This window comes from Petrotoga sp. HWHPT.55.6.3, assembly GCF_002895495.1.
Classification (GTDB): Bacteria; Thermotogota; Thermotogae; order Petrotogales; family Petrotogaceae; genus Petrotoga; species Petrotoga mobilis.
Map to the genome: position 1 here is coordinate 1 of NZ_AZRJ01000014.1, position 16,025 is coordinate 16,025.

Annotated in this window: 16 protein-coding genes; 7 read left to right on the top strand and 9 right to left on the bottom strand. The window is 32.0% G+C overall.

The window, feature by feature from the left end:
- Positions 1–69 precede the first annotated feature (69 nt).
- From rimO to rny, 6 genes are read left to right on the top strand one after another with little or no spacing between them, the layout of a single operon-like run.
- Positions 70–1,377, top strand: a complete 1,308-nt coding sequence (gene rimO / locus X926_RS05215; RefSeq protein ID WP_103065299.1) for a 30S ribosomal protein S12 methylthiotransferase RimO — start codon at positions 70–72, stop codon at positions 1,375–1,377.
- Complete coding sequence (pgsA, locus tag X926_RS05220; protein WP_103065300.1) at positions 1,374–1,883, top strand: CDP-diacylglycerol--glycerol-3-phosphate 3-phosphatidyltransferase; 510 nt, start codon at positions 1,374–1,376, stop codon at positions 1,881–1,883. The genes rimO and pgsA overlap by 4 nt, the downstream gene beginning before the upstream one ends.
- 21 nt (positions 1,884–1,904) lie before the next feature.
- Positions 1,905–2,513, top strand: a complete 609-nt coding sequence (thpR, locus tag X926_RS05225; RefSeq protein ID WP_012207936.1) for an RNA 2',3'-cyclic phosphodiesterase — start codon at positions 1,905–1,907, stop codon at positions 2,511–2,513.
- Positions 2,506–3,612, top strand: coding sequence for a recombinase RecA (gene recA, locus X926_RS05230; protein ID WP_103065301.1), 1,107 nt, complete (start codon positions 2,506–2,508; stop codon positions 3,610–3,612). The genes thpR and recA overlap by 8 nt, the downstream gene beginning before the upstream one ends.
- Positions 3,590–4,060: a regulatory protein RecX gene (locus X926_RS05235; protein ID WP_103065302.1), complete on the top strand. Its 471-nt coding sequence runs from the start codon at positions 3,590–3,592 to the stop codon at positions 4,058–4,060. Before recA ends, X926_RS05235 begins: the two co-directional genes overlap by 23 nt.
- Positions 4,061–4,068: 8 nt before the next feature.
- Complete coding sequence (gene rny / locus X926_RS05240; RefSeq protein WP_369973679.1) at positions 4,069–5,616, top strand: ribonuclease Y; 1,548 nt, start codon at positions 4,069–4,071, stop codon at positions 5,614–5,616.
- 38 nt (positions 5,617–5,654) lie between these two features.
- Here the strand turns inward: rny and X926_RS05245 are convergent, their stop codons facing one another.
- The 9 genes from X926_RS05245 to X926_RS05285 all read right to left on the bottom strand — a co-directional run bounded on the left by X926_RS05245 (position 5,655) and on the right by X926_RS05285 (position 14,389).
- Positions 5,655–8,774, bottom strand: coding sequence for an AAA family ATPase (locus X926_RS05245; RefSeq protein ID WP_103065304.1), 3,120 nt, complete (start codon positions 8,772–8,774; stop codon positions 5,655–5,657).
- Positions 8,771–9,895 carry an exonuclease SbcCD subunit D gene (locus X926_RS05250; RefSeq protein ID WP_012207941.1) on the bottom strand — a complete coding sequence of 375 codons (1,125 nt, stop codon included), beginning with the start codon at positions 9,893–9,895 and terminating at the stop codon, positions 8,771–8,773. The genes X926_RS05245 and X926_RS05250 overlap by 4 nt, the downstream gene beginning before the upstream one ends.
- Before the next feature lie 62 nt (positions 9,896–9,957).
- Positions 9,958–10,464 carry a ferritin family protein gene (locus X926_RS05255; RefSeq protein WP_012207942.1) on the bottom strand — a complete coding sequence of 169 codons (507 nt, stop codon included), beginning with the start codon at positions 10,462–10,464 and terminating at the stop codon, positions 9,958–9,960.
- 89 nt (positions 10,465–10,553) lie between these two features.
- The gene (locus tag X926_RS05260) at positions 10,554–11,141 is read right to left on the bottom strand and encodes a hypothetical protein (protein WP_012207943.1); all 588 of its coding nucleotides are present in this window, start codon (positions 11,139–11,141) and stop codon (positions 10,554–10,556) included.
- A gap of 30 nt (positions 11,142–11,171) precedes the next feature.
- Positions 11,172–12,074: a cation diffusion facilitator family transporter gene (locus X926_RS05265; RefSeq protein WP_012207944.1), complete on the bottom strand. Its 903-nt coding sequence runs from the start codon at positions 12,072–12,074 to the stop codon at positions 11,172–11,174.
- Positions 12,075–12,085: 11 nt separating this feature from the next.
- Positions 12,086–12,610 carry a class I SAM-dependent methyltransferase gene (locus X926_RS05270; RefSeq protein ID WP_012207945.1) on the bottom strand — a complete coding sequence of 175 codons (525 nt, stop codon included), beginning with the start codon at positions 12,608–12,610 and terminating at the stop codon, positions 12,086–12,088.
- A gap of 37 nt (positions 12,611–12,647) precedes the next feature.
- A complete protein-coding gene (locus X926_RS05275) occupies positions 12,648–13,142 on the bottom strand; it encodes an adenosine-specific kinase (protein WP_012207946.1) in 495 nt (164 codons plus the stop codon).
- A 64-nt stretch (positions 13,143–13,206) separates the two neighbouring features.
- A complete protein-coding gene (locus tag X926_RS05280; RefSeq protein WP_103065305.1) occupies positions 13,207–13,677 on the bottom strand; it encodes a YbhB/YbcL family Raf kinase inhibitor-like protein in 471 nt (156 codons plus the stop codon).
- Positions 13,678–13,798: 121 nt separating this feature from the next.
- A complete protein-coding gene (locus X926_RS05285; protein WP_103065306.1) occupies positions 13,799–14,389 on the bottom strand; it encodes a DUF2179 domain-containing protein in 591 nt (196 codons plus the stop codon).
- A 114-nt stretch (positions 14,390–14,503) separates the two neighbouring features.
- Between X926_RS05285 and X926_RS05290 the strand changes: the two genes are divergently transcribed.
- The gene (locus X926_RS05290; protein WP_103065307.1) at positions 14,504–16,015 is read left to right on the top strand and encodes a hypothetical protein; all 1,512 of its coding nucleotides are present in this window, start codon (positions 14,504–14,506) and stop codon (positions 16,013–16,015) included.
- The last annotated feature ends 10 nt before the right edge of the window (positions 16,016–16,025 follow it).

The window sequence follows — 16,025 nt, forward strand, 5'->3', positions numbered from 1 at the left end:
GGGCGAAGGGGCGCTATATAATTAGATTTTAAAAGCAATATATTATAATGAAATCATCGGAGGAAACAAATGAAAAAGTTTCACATCGTAAAATTAGGGTGTCCAAAAAATGATGCAGATATGGAAATATTCAAAGGGTTGCTCCAAAGCAAGGGGTATAAATACGTGAGTAATCCTCAAATTGCTGATTATATATTCATAGATACATGTGGGTTCATCGAAGAAGCTAAAAAAGAAAGCATCGAAGCTATATTTGAATATGCCTCCTTAAAAGATAATAACAAAAACCTAAAAGTTATACCAATAGGTTGTCTAACTCAAAGATATTTCGACGATATTCTTAAAGACATCCCTGAGATTGATGGATTATACGGTGTGTTATCTCCAAAAACCATAGTTGAAAAAATTGAAAATGGAGAATATTTTTTTAAAAGGGAGATTCCTGAAACTTTGTACGATTGTAAAATTAGAGCGATTCCAGACTCACATTACGCATACGTAAAAATTGGGGACGGATGTAGTAGAAATTGTGCCTTTTGCTCTATACCCACCTTCAAAGGGAAACCAAAAAGTAGAAGTATCGAAGAAATAAACGAAGAAGTTGAATTTTTGGTATCCAAAGGTGTAAAAGAAATCATTCTCGTATCCCAAGACAATACCTTGTACGGCATAGACAATTACCAAAAGCAGGCACTACCAGATTTACTAGACAAACTTAACACTATAAAAGGAAAATTTTGGATCAGGGTGATGTACTTACATCCGGATTTCTTAAGTGAAGACATTATAGAAAGCATACATAGAAATGAAAAAGTATTAAACTATTTCGATGTTCCAATTCAACATATCTCTGATAAAATTTTGCAAAGTATGGGTAGACATAAAAAAAGAAATGAATTAATTAAACTATTTGAGAAAATCAGAAAAGAACCTTCCGTCATAAGAACCACGTTAATGGTAGGATTCCCTGGAGAAAAAACTGAGGATTTTGAAGAATTAGTAGATTTTGTAAAAGAGATAAAATTTGAAAGAATGGGCAGTTTTAAGTTCTCAAAAGAAGAAAACACCAAGTCATTCACATTACCAGAACAAATTGATGAACAAATAAAAAAACAAAGGCAAAATGAACTAATGACTGTTCAAAGTGAAATTTCTAAAAACATCATGGAAAAATATATAGGTGAAACTTTAGAAGTTCTTTTGGAAGAAAAAGAAGACAACGTTTATGTTGGAAGAAGCTATTTAGACGCTCCAGAGATTGATGGGAATGTATATATAAAAAATTTTGGTGACAAAGAACTAACTTTTGGGAATTTTGTCAAGGTGACAATTACTGGTTCATACGAATATGATCTGGAAGGAGCAATAGTTGAATGAACATACCAAATTTATTGAGTTTTTCTAGGATAATATTAGCCATTCCAATATTCATCCTAACTGTCTTTGGAGAACAGTTTTATACCGCAGCCTTGGTTTTGTTTATTATAGCTTCCTTAACCGATTGGTTAGACGGTTATGTCGCCAGAAAGACTGGTCAGGTTACCGATATCGGCAAATTTTTTGATCAAATATCTGACAAAATACTTATAAACTCGGTTTTTATTGCGATGTTAGGCGTTGGGGTTTTGCCTGCTTGGTTTGTTGCAATAATTGTATCAAGAGACACCTTTGTCAGCGGTTTAAGGATGGCAGCTGCAAATAAAAACATCGTTGTCCCTGCTGATAAGTTTGGTAAACTAAAAACCGTCTTAGAAATCGCTTTAATTATTGTAATATATTTGATGCTATGGAATTTTCTAATTACTACTTTGATCTATTTGACCGTTATAATCAGTCTATTATCGGGAGTTAATTATACTGTCAAAACCGCCAAACAATTCTAAAAAAGAAAGGAGTCCTAGTATATGACACAGCTAAAAAATGTAAATAACCACAATACCGACAAATTAAGATCCTTCATCGCCATCGAAACTAATGAAAAATTAGAAGGGTTGTTGACTGATTTAATCGAAAGGTTTCAAAGGATGGGATTTAAAGCAAATTGGACAAATGCAAAAAATGTCCATTTAACCTTGTTTTTCCTTGGGGATCAAAAGATGGAAAAGATAGCTCAATTAGCTTACAAAATTGGCGAAAGAGTATCCGGATTTCCCACTTTTCATTTTAATATCCACAAGATGGGCTTCTTTGAAAATGATTCTCAGCCAAAGGTCTTATGGCTGGGAATAGAAGAAGACAATACCTTAATCGGTTTGTACGAAGAAATAAAGAAGGTACTAAAGATTTCAGAATTAGAGGTTAAAGATACCAATTTTTTACCTCATATTACAGTCGGAAGAGTTAAATCGTTCCCTAACCACTGGAAAGAACTAATTAATTCTGTCACTTTTGATCAAATCCAAGTATACGTAAATTCTATCGGAATATACTCTTCTGAACTCACAAGAAAAGGTCCAATATATAAAAAACTTTACACTATCGACTTTGAAGGAGGCGTCATCATTAATGGCTAAAAATGATTCTAAAGACGCAAATAAAGAAGAATTGTTAGAAAAGCTTGTTAAAGAGTTAGAAAAAAATCATGGAACAGGATCAGTCATGTTAATGGGTAAGGGATTGGATAATAGCAATCTAGCCGTTGTCCCAAGTGGATGTTTATCGCTGGATATAGCTTTAGGAGTTGGTGGATATCCAAGAGGAAGAATTATAGAAATATACGGAAACGAATCATCAGGTAAAACTACTCTCGCTCTTCATTCCTTAGCAGAAGTTCAAAAATTGAATGGGATAGTGGCTTTTGTTGATGCCGAACATGCTTTAGATGTTGAATATGCAAGAAAGTTAGGTGTAGATGTCGACAAATTGATAGTTTCTCAACCGGATTATGGTGAACAAGCTCTTGAAATTGTAGACTCGCTGGTAAGATCTAACATAGTAGACCTAATTGTAGTAGACTCTGTAGCAGCTTTGGTACCGAAAGCAGAAATAGAAGGAGCTATGGGAGATTCTCACATGGGACTTCAGGCAAGGTTGATGTCTCAAGCTCTAAGAAAACTAGCTGGAAGTATAAACAAATCCAAATCTATAGTAATATTTATAAACCAGGTAAGGATGAAAATAGGGGTAGTGTATGGTAACCCAGAAACTACCACTGGAGGAATTGCACTAAAATTTTATGCTACTATAAGGGTAGAAGTAAGAAAGGGCAATCCAATAAGAGAAGGAAAAGATCAGATAGGGAATGAAACAACCTTAAAAGTCGTAAAAAATAAAGTTGCGCCGCCATTTAAACAAGCAAATGTAGACATGATCTTTGGACGAGGTATCCCAAAAGAAAATGACATCTTTAACATAGCGGTAGAGGAAGAATTAATTCAAAGAAAAGGTGCTTGGTTCTCTTTTATCAACGAAAATGGTGAAGAAATTAGTTTAGGACAGGGTAAAACCAATTCAGTTAGTTATCTCATAGAAAATCCTGACATACTTGATTATTTAGAATATACGATTCGTAAGAAACACAATTTAATTATTCCAGATTATTTGATAGAAAAGTTCGAGTCTAATTCATCAAAAGGGAAAAAAGTAAAAAGTGAAGAATTACAAGAAAATTGATCCAAAAGATGAGAAAGCAGCCGAAAAATCTGCGTTGAATTTAATAAAGTACCGTGCCAGGTCAGAAAAAGAGCTCTTAAGCCGTCTAAAAGAAAAAGGCTTTGATGAAGAAGTTATTGCTAAAGTAGTAGAAAAATGCAAGAAGAGCGGTTTGATAGATGATAAACTTTTTGCATATTTATATGCATATGACAAGTTAACTTTAGACAATAAAGGTCCCATGTTTATACAGTATGAATTAAAACGGTTGGGAGTAGATGAAAGATTAATTCTCGAGGCTCTCGAAAAAGTAAAAAGCGAAGTAGATATAAATACAATTGCTTTAGAATTGGCAAAAAATTATTATGAAAAAACACAAGACACTCTCAAAACTAAAGCTTACTTGTATAGAAGAGGTTTTGAGCCAGACATTATAAACTGTGTTATTGAAGACTTAAGAGGTGATTAAAATTGGAAATTCTGGTATATATAATTATAGGCATAGCTATATTTATCTTATCTCTGCTTGTTGGAATTAATATTGGAAATAGAAGGATGATCTCCACACTAGCAACCAAAAAAGAAGAATTGGAAGTTGAAATAAAAAACAAACAAAAAGAAATAGAAAAGATGTTAAAAAATGCAGAAGAAGAAGCTAAGGCATTAAAACAAAAAGAATTACTTGAGGCAAAAGAAGAGATACATAGGCTCAGGCAAGAATTTGATTCAGAAGCAAAGCAACAAAGAGAAGAACTTAAAGCCAATGAAGAGAGATTAATTAGAAAAGAAGAAAGCTTAGCAAAAAAAGAAGAGAATTTAGAAAAACTAAAAGAAAAATTGGAAGTCCAGCATGAAAACGTCTTGAAATTGGAGAAAGAATTAGAAACTAAATTAAATGAAATTGCAAAAATGACCGAAGAAGAAGCACGTCAAGTAGTAATAAACGAAGCAAGGGATAAATATGAAAGAGAAATTGCCCAAAAGTTCAAAGAAATAAAAGATCATTACGAAGAAGAATCAAAAAAATACGCCAGATGGGTTATCACTACTGCTATTCAAAGATATGCATCAGATGTCACCAACGAAATAACAACCTCAACCGTAGCTTTGCCCACAGATGACATGAAAGGAAGAATAATAGGTAGAGAGGGAAGAAACATCAGAACTTTTGAAAAACTCACAGGTACCGATTTGATAATTGATGATACCCCAGAGATAGTTGTAATCTCATCGTTCAACCCATTACGAAGAGAAATAGCAAAAAGAACACTTGAAATGCTTGTAGCCGATGGAAGAATACATCCTGCTAGAATAGAAGAGCTCTATGAGAAATCAAAAAATGAAATCCAAGAATACATAAAAGAAGTAGGAAAAGAAGCGGTAATGCGAGTAGGTATAAAACAGCCGAACATTGAAATAATCAAACTTCTAGGTAGATTAAAATTTAGAACCAGTTATGGACAAGATGTGTTAGAGCATTCAATAGAAGTATCACAATTTGCTGGAATGATGGCAAGCGAATTAGGATTGAATGTTGAACTAGCTAAAAGAGCGGCTTTATTCCATGATTTAGGAAAAGCTGTTGATCATGAAGTTGAAGGATCACATGCTATTGTTGGAGGGCAAATTGCTAAGAGATACGGAGAAAAATTAGAAGTAGTTAACGCGATACAGTATCACCATAACGAAGTTGACCCAATGACACCCGAAGCTGTTTTAGTTGCTGCAAGTGATGCGTTATCGGCATCCAGACCTGGTGCACGTAAAGAAACTCTGGAAAATTACATTCGAAGAATCGAGCAACTTGAGGAGATCGCAAAATCATTCAGATACGTTGATAAAGCTTATGCAATACAAGCAGGAAGAGAATTGAGAATAATAGTTCAACCAGATAAAGTTGAAGATGAAATCGCAGAAAAATTGGCACACGATATATCTGTTCAAATAGAGGAAAAGGTTCAATATCCTGGTGTAATCAAAGTAACCGTAATTAGAGAAAAAAGAAGCATATCTTATGCAAGTTAGAAATCTTAGACGCCCTTTAAAGTTAAAGGGCGTTTTTTTCAAAACTTTATGTAGCTACCAGTTTTTCCTGGTATTACCTCGATTTTTGATTTAATTCTTTCTTTCAATTCACTTACATGAGATATTATACCCACCATTCTTCCAGAGCTGTTTAGCTCTGTTAATACTTCAATTGCACTATCAAGAGAGTTTGTATCAAGGCTGCCGAATCCTTCGTCTATGAAAATCGTATCTAAAGAAATACCACCAGCTTCGCTTTGCACCACATCGGCTAATCCTAAAGCAAGAGCTAGTGCAGCTTTAAAACTTTCTCCTCCTGAAAGTGTTTTTATTTCTCTTTCTTTTCCAGTGTAGATATCAAAAACCATGATTTCTAAACCTTCGCTCTTTCTTGCATCAAGTACTTTAGAAGATCTATGCAAATGATATCTCCCATCTGTTAATTTGTTTAATCTTAGATTCGCCTGAGCTAATATTTCTTCAAAATAATATGCTAGTACATATTTACTAAGGCTGATTCTTGTGTTGTTGTCACCTTTACTGACATCTCTTAAGTTCTTTATAATTGAGTATTCTTTTTCTTGTTTTTCTATCTCTTTTATGACAGTTTCTAAATTAGTTTTTGTGCCTTTAAGATGCTTTATTTCATATTCTAAATTTGTTTCATTTTTGATTAATTCTTCAATTTCCTTTTGTAATTGATCTATTTCATTTGCTATAGGAGTTTCATCAGTTTTTTTTAGGTTTTTAGTGGATTCTTCTAAATCGATGAGAAGAGTCTGCTTATTCTTTAATTCTTCTTTATATTTTTGAACTTCATCTTCTAAACTTTCTATTAAGTTAATTTGTTCTTTTATTCTTTGATATTCTTGTTGGTTCTTAAATCCCATTTTTCCTACCATTTGATCGAATTTTTGTTCAGCATTTTTTACTTGGTCGTCTAATTTAGTTATGTCTTCGGTTAATGTTTTTATTGTTCCTTTTGAAGAGTTTATTATTTCTGAGATTCTGTTAGCTTCTTCTCTTTTTTGTTCGTAAGTAGTTTTGATATTATGGATAAATTTTCTTTTTTCTTGTATCTCGCTTTTTATTTCATTTTCAGTTTTGTTCTCTAATTGTTCTTTGAGATTTGTGATTTTAGTTTCTAGTTCTATAATTTTTGATCTCGATTCATCAATAATTTTTCTCAAATTTTCTCTTGGTTCTTCTAGCTCTTTAATTTCTTCTTTGATCTTTTTATTATCGTTTTTTAGGGATTTGACTTTATTGTATATTTTTATTTTTTGGCCATATTCTTGTTTTTGTTGGTTTAATCTATCTTCGAGTATTTTTATTAAATTTTGTATATGAGTGTATATATACTCGCTTTCTTGGGGGATTTGTAGTTCTTCACAGATTCTTTTGTATTCCGATTTAAATAAAGATACCTCTTGTGAATATTTGTTTGATACATCTTCGTAATTTCTTAGTATCATTGCCTTTTCTTTCTCTTTTTCATTTAATTTTTGATTGATTTCCTCTAGTTCTTTTTCTGTTATTAATTTTCCACTACTTTTGGCAGGAGAAGGGTGAACAAGAGATCCACAAACGGGACACGGTTCTCCTTCTTTTAAAGTAGTTGCAAGATGATATGCATGTGATTTTATAAAATCGGTAGTCTTTTTATTTTGTTCTTCCCTTAAGTTCTGGATTTCTATCTCTATTTCTTCTTTTTGCTTCTTTACTTTTTTATAATCTTTGTGTAAGAGTGCCAATTCTGAGTAGTTTTTGGATAATTCGTTGGCTGCATTTAATAATTTTTCAGTTGTACTAATTTCGTTTTTAAGTATTTCAACGTTTATATCTTCGTTTTCTGATATATATTTTTCATTTTGTTCCAATTTTCCTTGAGTTTCCGAAAGTTCCTTGTCCTTTTCTTGGCTTTCTTTAACCTTTTCATCCAAGAGTTTCTTTTTGGTATTGTATTCTTTTATTAAGTTTTTGTACTCAACGTATTTATCTAATTTTTGATTGAGATCTTCAATTTCTTTTTCAACTGCGGATATCTTTTGATATTGCTTTTCAATTTCTGGTAATTTTTCGTCTATTCGTTGCTTTTCTTCCATACTTTTATCTAATATATCTTGTTGATCTTTGAGTTGGTTCTTTTTATCGTTTAATTCTTTCAAATACTCTACGTATCTTTCTTCGTATGGAAGTATCTCTTTTGCCTTTTTTAACCTGTTAAGGAGTTCTTCTCTTTCTTGGATATACTTGGAATTTTGTTGGAGTTCTTCAATCTCTTTTTTAAGGGTCTCTTTCTTTTCGATTAGTTCATTGGTTTTTTTTATCTTTTCAAGATTTGTATTTAGTTTTTGCAGTTTGTCTTGTTTTTGAGATTTTTGTTTTTCGGTTTCTTCTTTTGAAGTTTCCCTTTTCTTAATTTCCTTTGTTAATTGATCGATTAGATTTTCAGGATCGATATTTTCTTCTTTCAACAATTGTTTGTATTCTTCTGATTCAAGGTTTATTGTTTCTAATATGTTTCTGACTTTTTGTTGTTGTTCTTTTAATCCTTTTTCTATATTTTTAAAAATCTCGTCTATTTTTTGTTCGAAGCGCTCATATATACTTATGTCAAATATCTTCTTAAAGATCTCCGCTCTTTCATTTGAATTGGCTGTTATAAACTTTCTGAATTCTCCTTGGGGAATCATCACTATTTGCTTGAATTGTTCATAGTTAAGGCCTAAATATTCTTCTACCTTACTATTTACTTTTTTAACCCCAGTTTCGTGTAATATCAATTCACCATTTTGATATATTTTTATACTAGCTTGACTGTTTTGCTTTGTGGTACCCTCACCATCTTTTTTGGATCTTTCGTAAGAAGGGGTTCTTGAGACTTCGATTATTTTATCTTTAAATTGAAATTCAAATTCCACGTATGTGTCGGTGTTTTCATCTGCAAAATGAGACCTGGCTATCGCATCTCCTCTTTCATCCATCGAACCATTTCCGTATAAGGCATAACAGATAGCGTCGAAAATAGTAGTTTTTCCTGCACCTGTTGGACCTGTAATTAAGAATAAAGTATCGTTTCTTAATTTGTTAAAATCTATTTCTTGCTCTTCCAAAAAAGGTCCAAATGCCTGGAATTTTAATTTTATTGGTTTCATATATCATCACCGCTTGTTTTTTGTAGCCCGTTGAAAATGCTTGTCACTATCTGTTTTTCTTCAAAAGAGAGTTCTTGGTTTTTGACTTCTTGGTAAAACAATTTGAAAAGATCCACTGGCGATATTTTCCTTATATTATAATCCCTTGTTTTTATTTCATCGTTTGTTTTTAAATTGGGGAAATCAAGGGATAGAACATTTGGGAATTTTGCTCTCAATTTGTTTATAGCGTCATAAACGGGTTTGGTGTTTTCTAATATGATTTGAAGATAATCTTCTGAACTCTCCATTTTCATTATGTCATCAAATGATCCTCTTATTATTTTCATATCTTTAGCGGTCTTAAAGCTCAATTTTTCAACTTTTATATTTCCCTTTTCTTTCATTTCTACTAAGTTCATTCCTTTTATATGGTCTGCTTCACTGAAGGAGTACTTTAAAAGAGAACCGGAATAATAAATATTTTTGATCTTTTGAGGTCTGTGAAGATGTCCAAGGGCAACGTAATCAAATTTTTCAAAGATATCTGGATCCACATATTCACTTCCTCCAATTGTCAGAGGTCTTTCGGATTCACTATTCAATCCACCCTTTATGTATTCGTGGGCTATTAATACGTTCCTTTCATCTTCATCCAAATCGATACTGTCTAAGTAGTGCTTTAAAAGCTGGGTTTTATCCTCAAAATTTGTCTCGAATATATCACCGGCTTTTTGAGAATCAACGTATGGAAGCATAAAAAAATTAACGGGACCATACTCGTCATTAAAGGTGATTTTTTTAACTTCTTTTTTCAAAGTACCTTCGATATGAAGATTCATATTAGAGAGTATACCATTCAAGAACTCAAGTCTCTCATCGCTATCGTGATTTCCTGAGATTATGAGTGTGGGAATTTTTAATCCGAGTACAATTTTGGAGAGTACTTCGTTCAGTAGATTAACTGCCTCTGATGGAGGAATGCCTCTATCGTATAAATCTCCTGCTATCAATAATACATCCGGTGGAGTTTTGGATAAATATGCCAAAAAGTTATCTAAAATATATTTTTGATCCAAAGTCATATAGTTGGAATATATTATCTTTCCAAGATGCCAATCCGCAGTATGAACAAATTTCATAATAGCTTCCTCCAAATTCTAAAAAAGGGATGCAAGTTGCATCCCTTATCTTTCAACTTTTTTTAATACAATGGTTCTACATCCATATGTTCCCAATAATCTTTGGATAATTTTTGATAGAGCGTATAAATTCTATCTCTATGTTCTTTTTCCCATTCTGCTAGATGATTCAATATCTTTTTCAACTCTTCATCTTCAACACTTTCAGCAGCTTTGTTATAGAAATTCATGAAATCTTCTTCGATAAGATACGCCATTCTTAATACAGGAATATCGGATTTTACTGCTGTAAAATCACCCTGGTAAGCTATTTCTTGGGTAGCTCTTTTGGAAAAAGATTTGCCCACATCAGTGGGTTGTGAGAAATGTCCATAATCATGACTTTTTACATCTTTTATTAGGCTACTTATATAATCTGCGTGACCTTTCTCCATGCTGCTTAAATCTTCAAAGGTTTCCTTAACTTGTTTAATTTTTACTGTTTTTGCTTTTGATTCGTAAAATTGCATTCCTTCTAATTCCTTAGATAAAGAATATTCTAATATACCAAGAGCCTTTTTTTCATTCAAAGAAAACACCTCCAACTATTTGTTTTATATTGCCTATAGAAACTTTAACATTTGATTTAGAAACCCTTTGCCACACAACCAACAGTCAACTATTTTGAATATTCTACATAAATGTAAGGTAAAAGAATAAATTCTAAAATAATTGATAAGTAAAGTCCAACAACAGGTATCATTCCCAAAAGAAAAATAACAAGTAAAAGCAGAAATATTTGTAAGAAGTTTTCTCCGTTAAAAACGAAAGAAAAACTCCTTTTTAGAGAATCGGTAACCGAAAGCTTGTCAACCACCAATGCAGACGGAGAAAAAATTAAGAAAAGGGCTAATATTAAACCCGGGATAACATAAGCTAAAGTTCCAAGAGATATAAGAAAACCTACCACAATAGAAAGCACGATTATATCTAATAGAAGTTGATTAACTTGAGAGAAACTATTTTTAAGATCAATTTTTTCCCCTTTTTTATATTGATCAAATAATATAGCGATCCAAGCGATTAAGAACATTGTACTTATACCTATAACAATAGAAGATAAAAAATTAGCAATGGGTCCTATAAATCTTATAGCATCGAAAAGTAAAGTAAGTATAATCCCTATAAAGACTGGTATGAGAATGATTGGATTTTTACCGACTATTTTAAACGGTTCGGTAAAAACATCACCTAGTTTTATTCTCATGCATATTCCCCCCTCTAATTTTTAAGACACTCATGTGACTTTTTCTCCTTCCAAACATCTATTTTTTTCAAATTGCAAAGTAGTATGATCGATTTCAAAATCTTCTTTTAAAACTTTGTTTAATTTATCTATGCAATTATCTAAATCATAATTATTTTGGTCCAAACTTTCTTGAAGTCTTATATGAGCTTCCATGTATTTGTCTTTTCCGTCGGTTGTCCAAATGTGGATATGGTGAACATCTTTTACGAAATCAAACTTCTCCAATTTTGCTTTTATTTTTTCAATTTCAATATCCGTTGGAGTTCCTTGTAGTAATATATTTACAGTGTTCTTAAGTAGTGGTACACTTTCTACAAATATATACCCGCTTATCATAAGAGTGAATATAGCATCAACGATATAAAGTTTTTGATAAATGATCAAAAATGCCCCAATGATAACGAATATAGACGAAAAGGTATCACTAAGGATATGAACAAAAGTAGCTCTGACATTTAGATTTGTTTTTGAACCAGAATGCAGTAAATATGCAGTTGCTAAATTACCTGCTAAACCAATGAAAGCAACTATTAACATAATGTTACCTTGTATGATCGATGGATTTGATAATTTATTTATACCTTCAATAAGTAAATAAACAGCAATAACCATTAATATTTCTGTATTTACAAAAGCGGCAAGTGTCTCCACCCTTTTATAGCCGTATGTCCTTTTTGAGTCTCGTTTCTTTTTTGACAAAACTCTTGCTATATAACTTATAAGAATTGCGGTAGTATCGTTAAGATTATGTATGGCATCGGATAATAAAGCTAAACTATTAGAAAAGATTCCACCTAATATCTCTGTTATAGTTATTCCAAAATTTAGTATAACTGAAAAAAGAAGTCTAAAATCTAGAGCCCTTTCTTTTTCTTCATGATTTAGATCCATAAAACCATCCTTTATTTTATTGGCAATTCACTTGAATCATAAACATAGATACCATTTTCATATTTTGAATATTTCCATTTCGGGAAAGTCCATTGATTTGAAATTACTTTTGCACCCGGCTTGAGTTCTTTTTTTAACTTGTTTTCTAATTCATTCATCGCAAAATCCACTTGAAAAACTGTTATAATATCGAATTTAGATAAATCCGCTTTCCAAAAGTTTTTCCAATGAATGAATGCCTTTCCTTTTAGCCCGGCTCTTCTAATATTTATCCTTGAAATCAAAACTAAAAAAGGATTTATCTCAAAACCATGAGCTTGTGCACCTTTTTCAGCAAAGGCTATAACAACACGGCCATCTCCCGATCCTAAATCTACCGATATCTCGTCCCCCTTTATTTCTGCTATGTCAACCATTTTTTTAACGTCTCTTTTTCTACTTGGATCAAAGATTGCACCCTTCAACGAAAAAGGAATTATCCAGAAAAAAAGTAAATATAATATTAATAAAGCTAAAATTGTAAAAAATATCCACATATTTTCTCCCTAGTTATGAATAGAATATATTGTGATCTTACCATCTTTTGTATTTTGTTACTTCTCGCAAGAAGGTCTTTCTTTTTTCTTTGTCGCTTTCTTTTTCTACATCTAACGGGGGATATCCGTCTATTACTCCTAATATACCTCTTCCCTGATCACTTTCAGCTACAATTATTTGTAAAGGGTTTGCTGTGGCAGCAAAAATATTGAGTACTTCTTGCACATTCAATAGTTGATTTTTTATGTTTATTGGGAACCCGTTTTTAATAATTAACACAAAGCAATGACCTGCTCCTATCTTTTGAGCGTTATCGATAGCTACTTTAATCAACTCATCATCGTTCCCATCGTATCTTACAAGGCGTGGACCAGACGCTTCGTTGAAAGCTAAGCCAAATTTTAAAGAAGGATTCGTTGTAACTATACTTTCATAGATATCTTCGACGGTTTTTATGAAATGCGATTGCCCCACTATTATATTCGTATCTTCGGGAATATCTAACTGTACAACATCGAGATTTAAATCCATCTTTCGCCTCCTGATTATTTTTTTTGAAATAGTATCTTTAGGAATTGCTAAAAATTTCTAAAAATCAATCTCTTTTATACAATCCTACAATTTCAGCTTTTTCTATTATATGCCCTTCCATAGCTTTCAATAAATCTTCTTTTGTGGTGTTTTGAGGTAAATCTAAAGTTGTATCTAATGCGTAAAGTTTAAAGTGGTAATGATGAACCCCATGCCCAACAGGAGGGCAAGGACCCATGTATCCAGTTTGCTGAGCACTGTTCTTCCCTTGATTTAATGTAAGAGGATGAGTTATTGAATATTCTTTTGGGATCCTTTCAGGAATCTCATCAACTAATTCAACGTTCCATGCCACCCAATGCACGAAGGTCCCCATCGGAGCATCTGGGTCATCCATTATCAACGCCAAAGATTTTGCTTTTTCTGGGATTCCTTCGATTAACAAAGTGGGGTTGATATTTCTACCCTCGCAGGTGTAAGTGCTTGGAATATAATCGTTATTTTTAAAAACTGGTGAGGAAATTTTTAAAGTCATACCAATATCCCTCCTTCAAACGATAATTTAAAAACAACTAACAACTTAAAAATTTACATTATAATTATACCATAAAAATACTACACTTCTGATGCCTTTATCCAAACTCTACTTTTATCAGTCATTTTCCTTTTCTAGTGAATCTATTTCTAAATTCGAAATTAACGTTTTGCGCTGGAAAAATCCCCTTGTTCACTCCACGAACCTCTTCAATTGAGTAAAATGCATTTGGATTGAATTCATTAACTATGTCTATAATCTTTTTTAAATCTTTCCTCCTAACCACGCTGTATATAATTTTCACAGGTCCTTTAGATCCTTTCGCATCTATACTAGTTACTCCAAAACCCTCTTTATTCAAATAATCTACTAAAGGTTGAGCTTCTTTATTGGTTATCACTCGCACTAAATTTGTTCCAATAGCTATTTTCTCTTCCAAAACCGTTCCTAGATAATTTCCAGTAGCAAATCCCAAGGCGTAGGCTATTGCATAAATAGGGTTATCCAAATTATTCATAACTTGTGAAATAGCTATAAGCCATATAGATACTTCAAAAAATCCTAATACCGATGCCCAAAACTTGATACCTTTCGAGATAAATATGATCCTTATAGTCATCAAACTTACATCACAAAGCCTCATGGCAAAAATTATAATGGGAAAAATCACCAGCGAAAAAAAGGTTGAATCCATAAAAGAAGAAACTTCCACTACATATTCACTCCTTTTAATATTGATTATTTTTTGTCATTCCAAAATATCTTATCATATTTAAGTGATATAATATAGAGATAAATAAATAAAATTAGGAGAGGAGAATTTCTTTTGCGAAAAATAGTTCTAATTTTTATATCTTTGGCCATCTTTAACTTGTTGTTTTCTTTAAACGTTGATTCATTGTTCAAGTCTGTAGAGTTATTAGACAACAAAGAAAACGTTGTGTCATTTTACTTCACTAACGATTCCGAGAGTAAAATTAATATACACATTAGTTCGCTTTCAGAGAATTCCCTTTTTGACGTGTCTTATCCAAGTGAAATTAGCTTGTTCCCATTCGAAACAAAAAAAGTTGATTTTTTAGTTAAAGGTTCTAAAACCTCACTAGGTACACATGTTCTTGCTTTTTCTGTAACAGCTGGGGATAATTTACCAGTCAAGCCAGAAGTTTCTAAAACTACCCTTCCAATTATTATAAAAGTTGTAGATATAAATACTTCGAATATGCAAATTTCTGTAAATATGTATTGTGATACCCCATTCCTTTCAAGCAAAGATAAATTAGGTACCTATTTCCCATTACAACTATACAACAATAGCGATTTGGAAGTTGAAGTTTGGGGAACTTTTTCTTTGTATAAATTAAATAACGAACAATTGATCTTTCAAAAATTCCTTTTTAAAGACCAATCTATAAATCTTTTGCCTCATACTAACAAAGAGGGTAATATTTTTATTGAAAAATATTTAGCTCCCGAAGAATACAAGATTAGAGCAGAGGTATACTACGGATATAAAGATTATTTTCAAGAAAAATACGTTTATGAGAAAGAATTCAAAATATCAGAGGACGTGAACAAAGAAAGGAACGTAGTTAACGTAAATTCAGATCCAAATCAAATTTATATAAAAATACCTAAAGAAATGAGCCCTAGGGAGTATATAACCAATCCTATAGAATTATTTGTGGATGTAGTTAATAATGATTTTTTAGATATGAGCGTTTTTTTGGATTTTGAATCGGAAGGTGACGAACAAAACCCTTATAATAGAAAAACAAACGATAAATATTTATCTATAACACCTAAGGAATTATCAATAACCAAATACCAAAGAATGGAAACAAAGCTAATAGCAGATTATCGAAGATCAAATTTAGTCGAATTAACCGGTGAATATTACACTAACTTAACTCTAATTGGAGAAAGTAACGATGGAACAACAACGATTCAGAGTAAAATCAATATTCCATTGACAATAGATTTTGGAGATAATGTATATAACTCAGAATCAAAAGTATACATTGAAGAGAACAATATTTTAAGCGACTTTTATAACAACATAACAATCAATTTTGAAATAGAAAATACTGGTAACTCATCTGTTAACTATGATATCTACATGAGAAAATGGAATTCTGTTACCAACAATCAGGTAGGAAACGAAATTATCTTAAAATCCAACCAATTACTATTACCTGAACAAACTGATGAATTGACAGAGAAATTAGTTACTGAATTAGGAGTGGATAAAATTCTTATAGAGATTGTTACAAGTAAGGGTACTGATCCCAATGCGATAATTAAAGTTGATAATTACTCACTAAATATAGATAGATAAAATAAAAAAG

Bases quoted from the DNA above. Each gene is read 5' to 3' on its own strand.
- X926_RS05245 (WP_103065304.1), bottom strand. From the start codon at position 8,774: ATGAAACCAATAAAATTAAAATTCCAGGCATTTGGACCTTTTTTGGAA.
- rimO (WP_103065299.1), top strand. From the start codon at position 70: ATGAAAAAGTTTCACATCGTAAAATTAGGGTGTCCAAAAAATGATGCA.
- X926_RS05280 (WP_103065305.1), bottom strand. From the start codon at position 13,677: ATGACTTTAAAAATTTCCTCACCAGTTTTTAAAAATAACGATTATATT.
- X926_RS05275 (WP_012207946.1), bottom strand. From the start codon at position 13,142: ATGGATTTAAATCTCGATGTTGTACAGTTAGATATTCCCGAAGATACG.
- X926_RS05260 (WP_012207943.1), bottom strand. From the start codon at position 11,141: ATGAGAATAAAACTAGGTGATGTTTTTACCGAACCGTTTAAAATAGTC.
- X926_RS05270 (WP_012207945.1), bottom strand. From the start codon at position 12,610: ATGTGGATATTTTTTACAATTTTAGCTTTATTAATATTATATTTACTT.
- pgsA (WP_103065300.1), top strand. From the start codon at position 1,374: ATGAACATACCAAATTTATTGAGTTTTTCTAGGATAATATTAGCCATT.
- X926_RS05250 (WP_012207941.1), bottom strand. From the start codon at position 9,895: ATGAAATTTGTTCATACTGCGGATTGGCATCTTGGAAAGATAATATAT.
- recA (WP_103065301.1), top strand. From the start codon at position 2,506: ATGGCTAAAAATGATTCTAAAGACGCAAATAAAGAAGAATTGTTAGAA.
- X926_RS05265 (WP_012207944.1), bottom strand. From the start codon at position 12,074: ATGGATCTAAATCATGAAGAAAAAGAAAGGGCTCTAGATTTTAGACTT.
- thpR (WP_012207936.1), top strand. From the start codon at position 1,905: ATGACACAGCTAAAAAATGTAAATAACCACAATACCGACAAATTAAGA.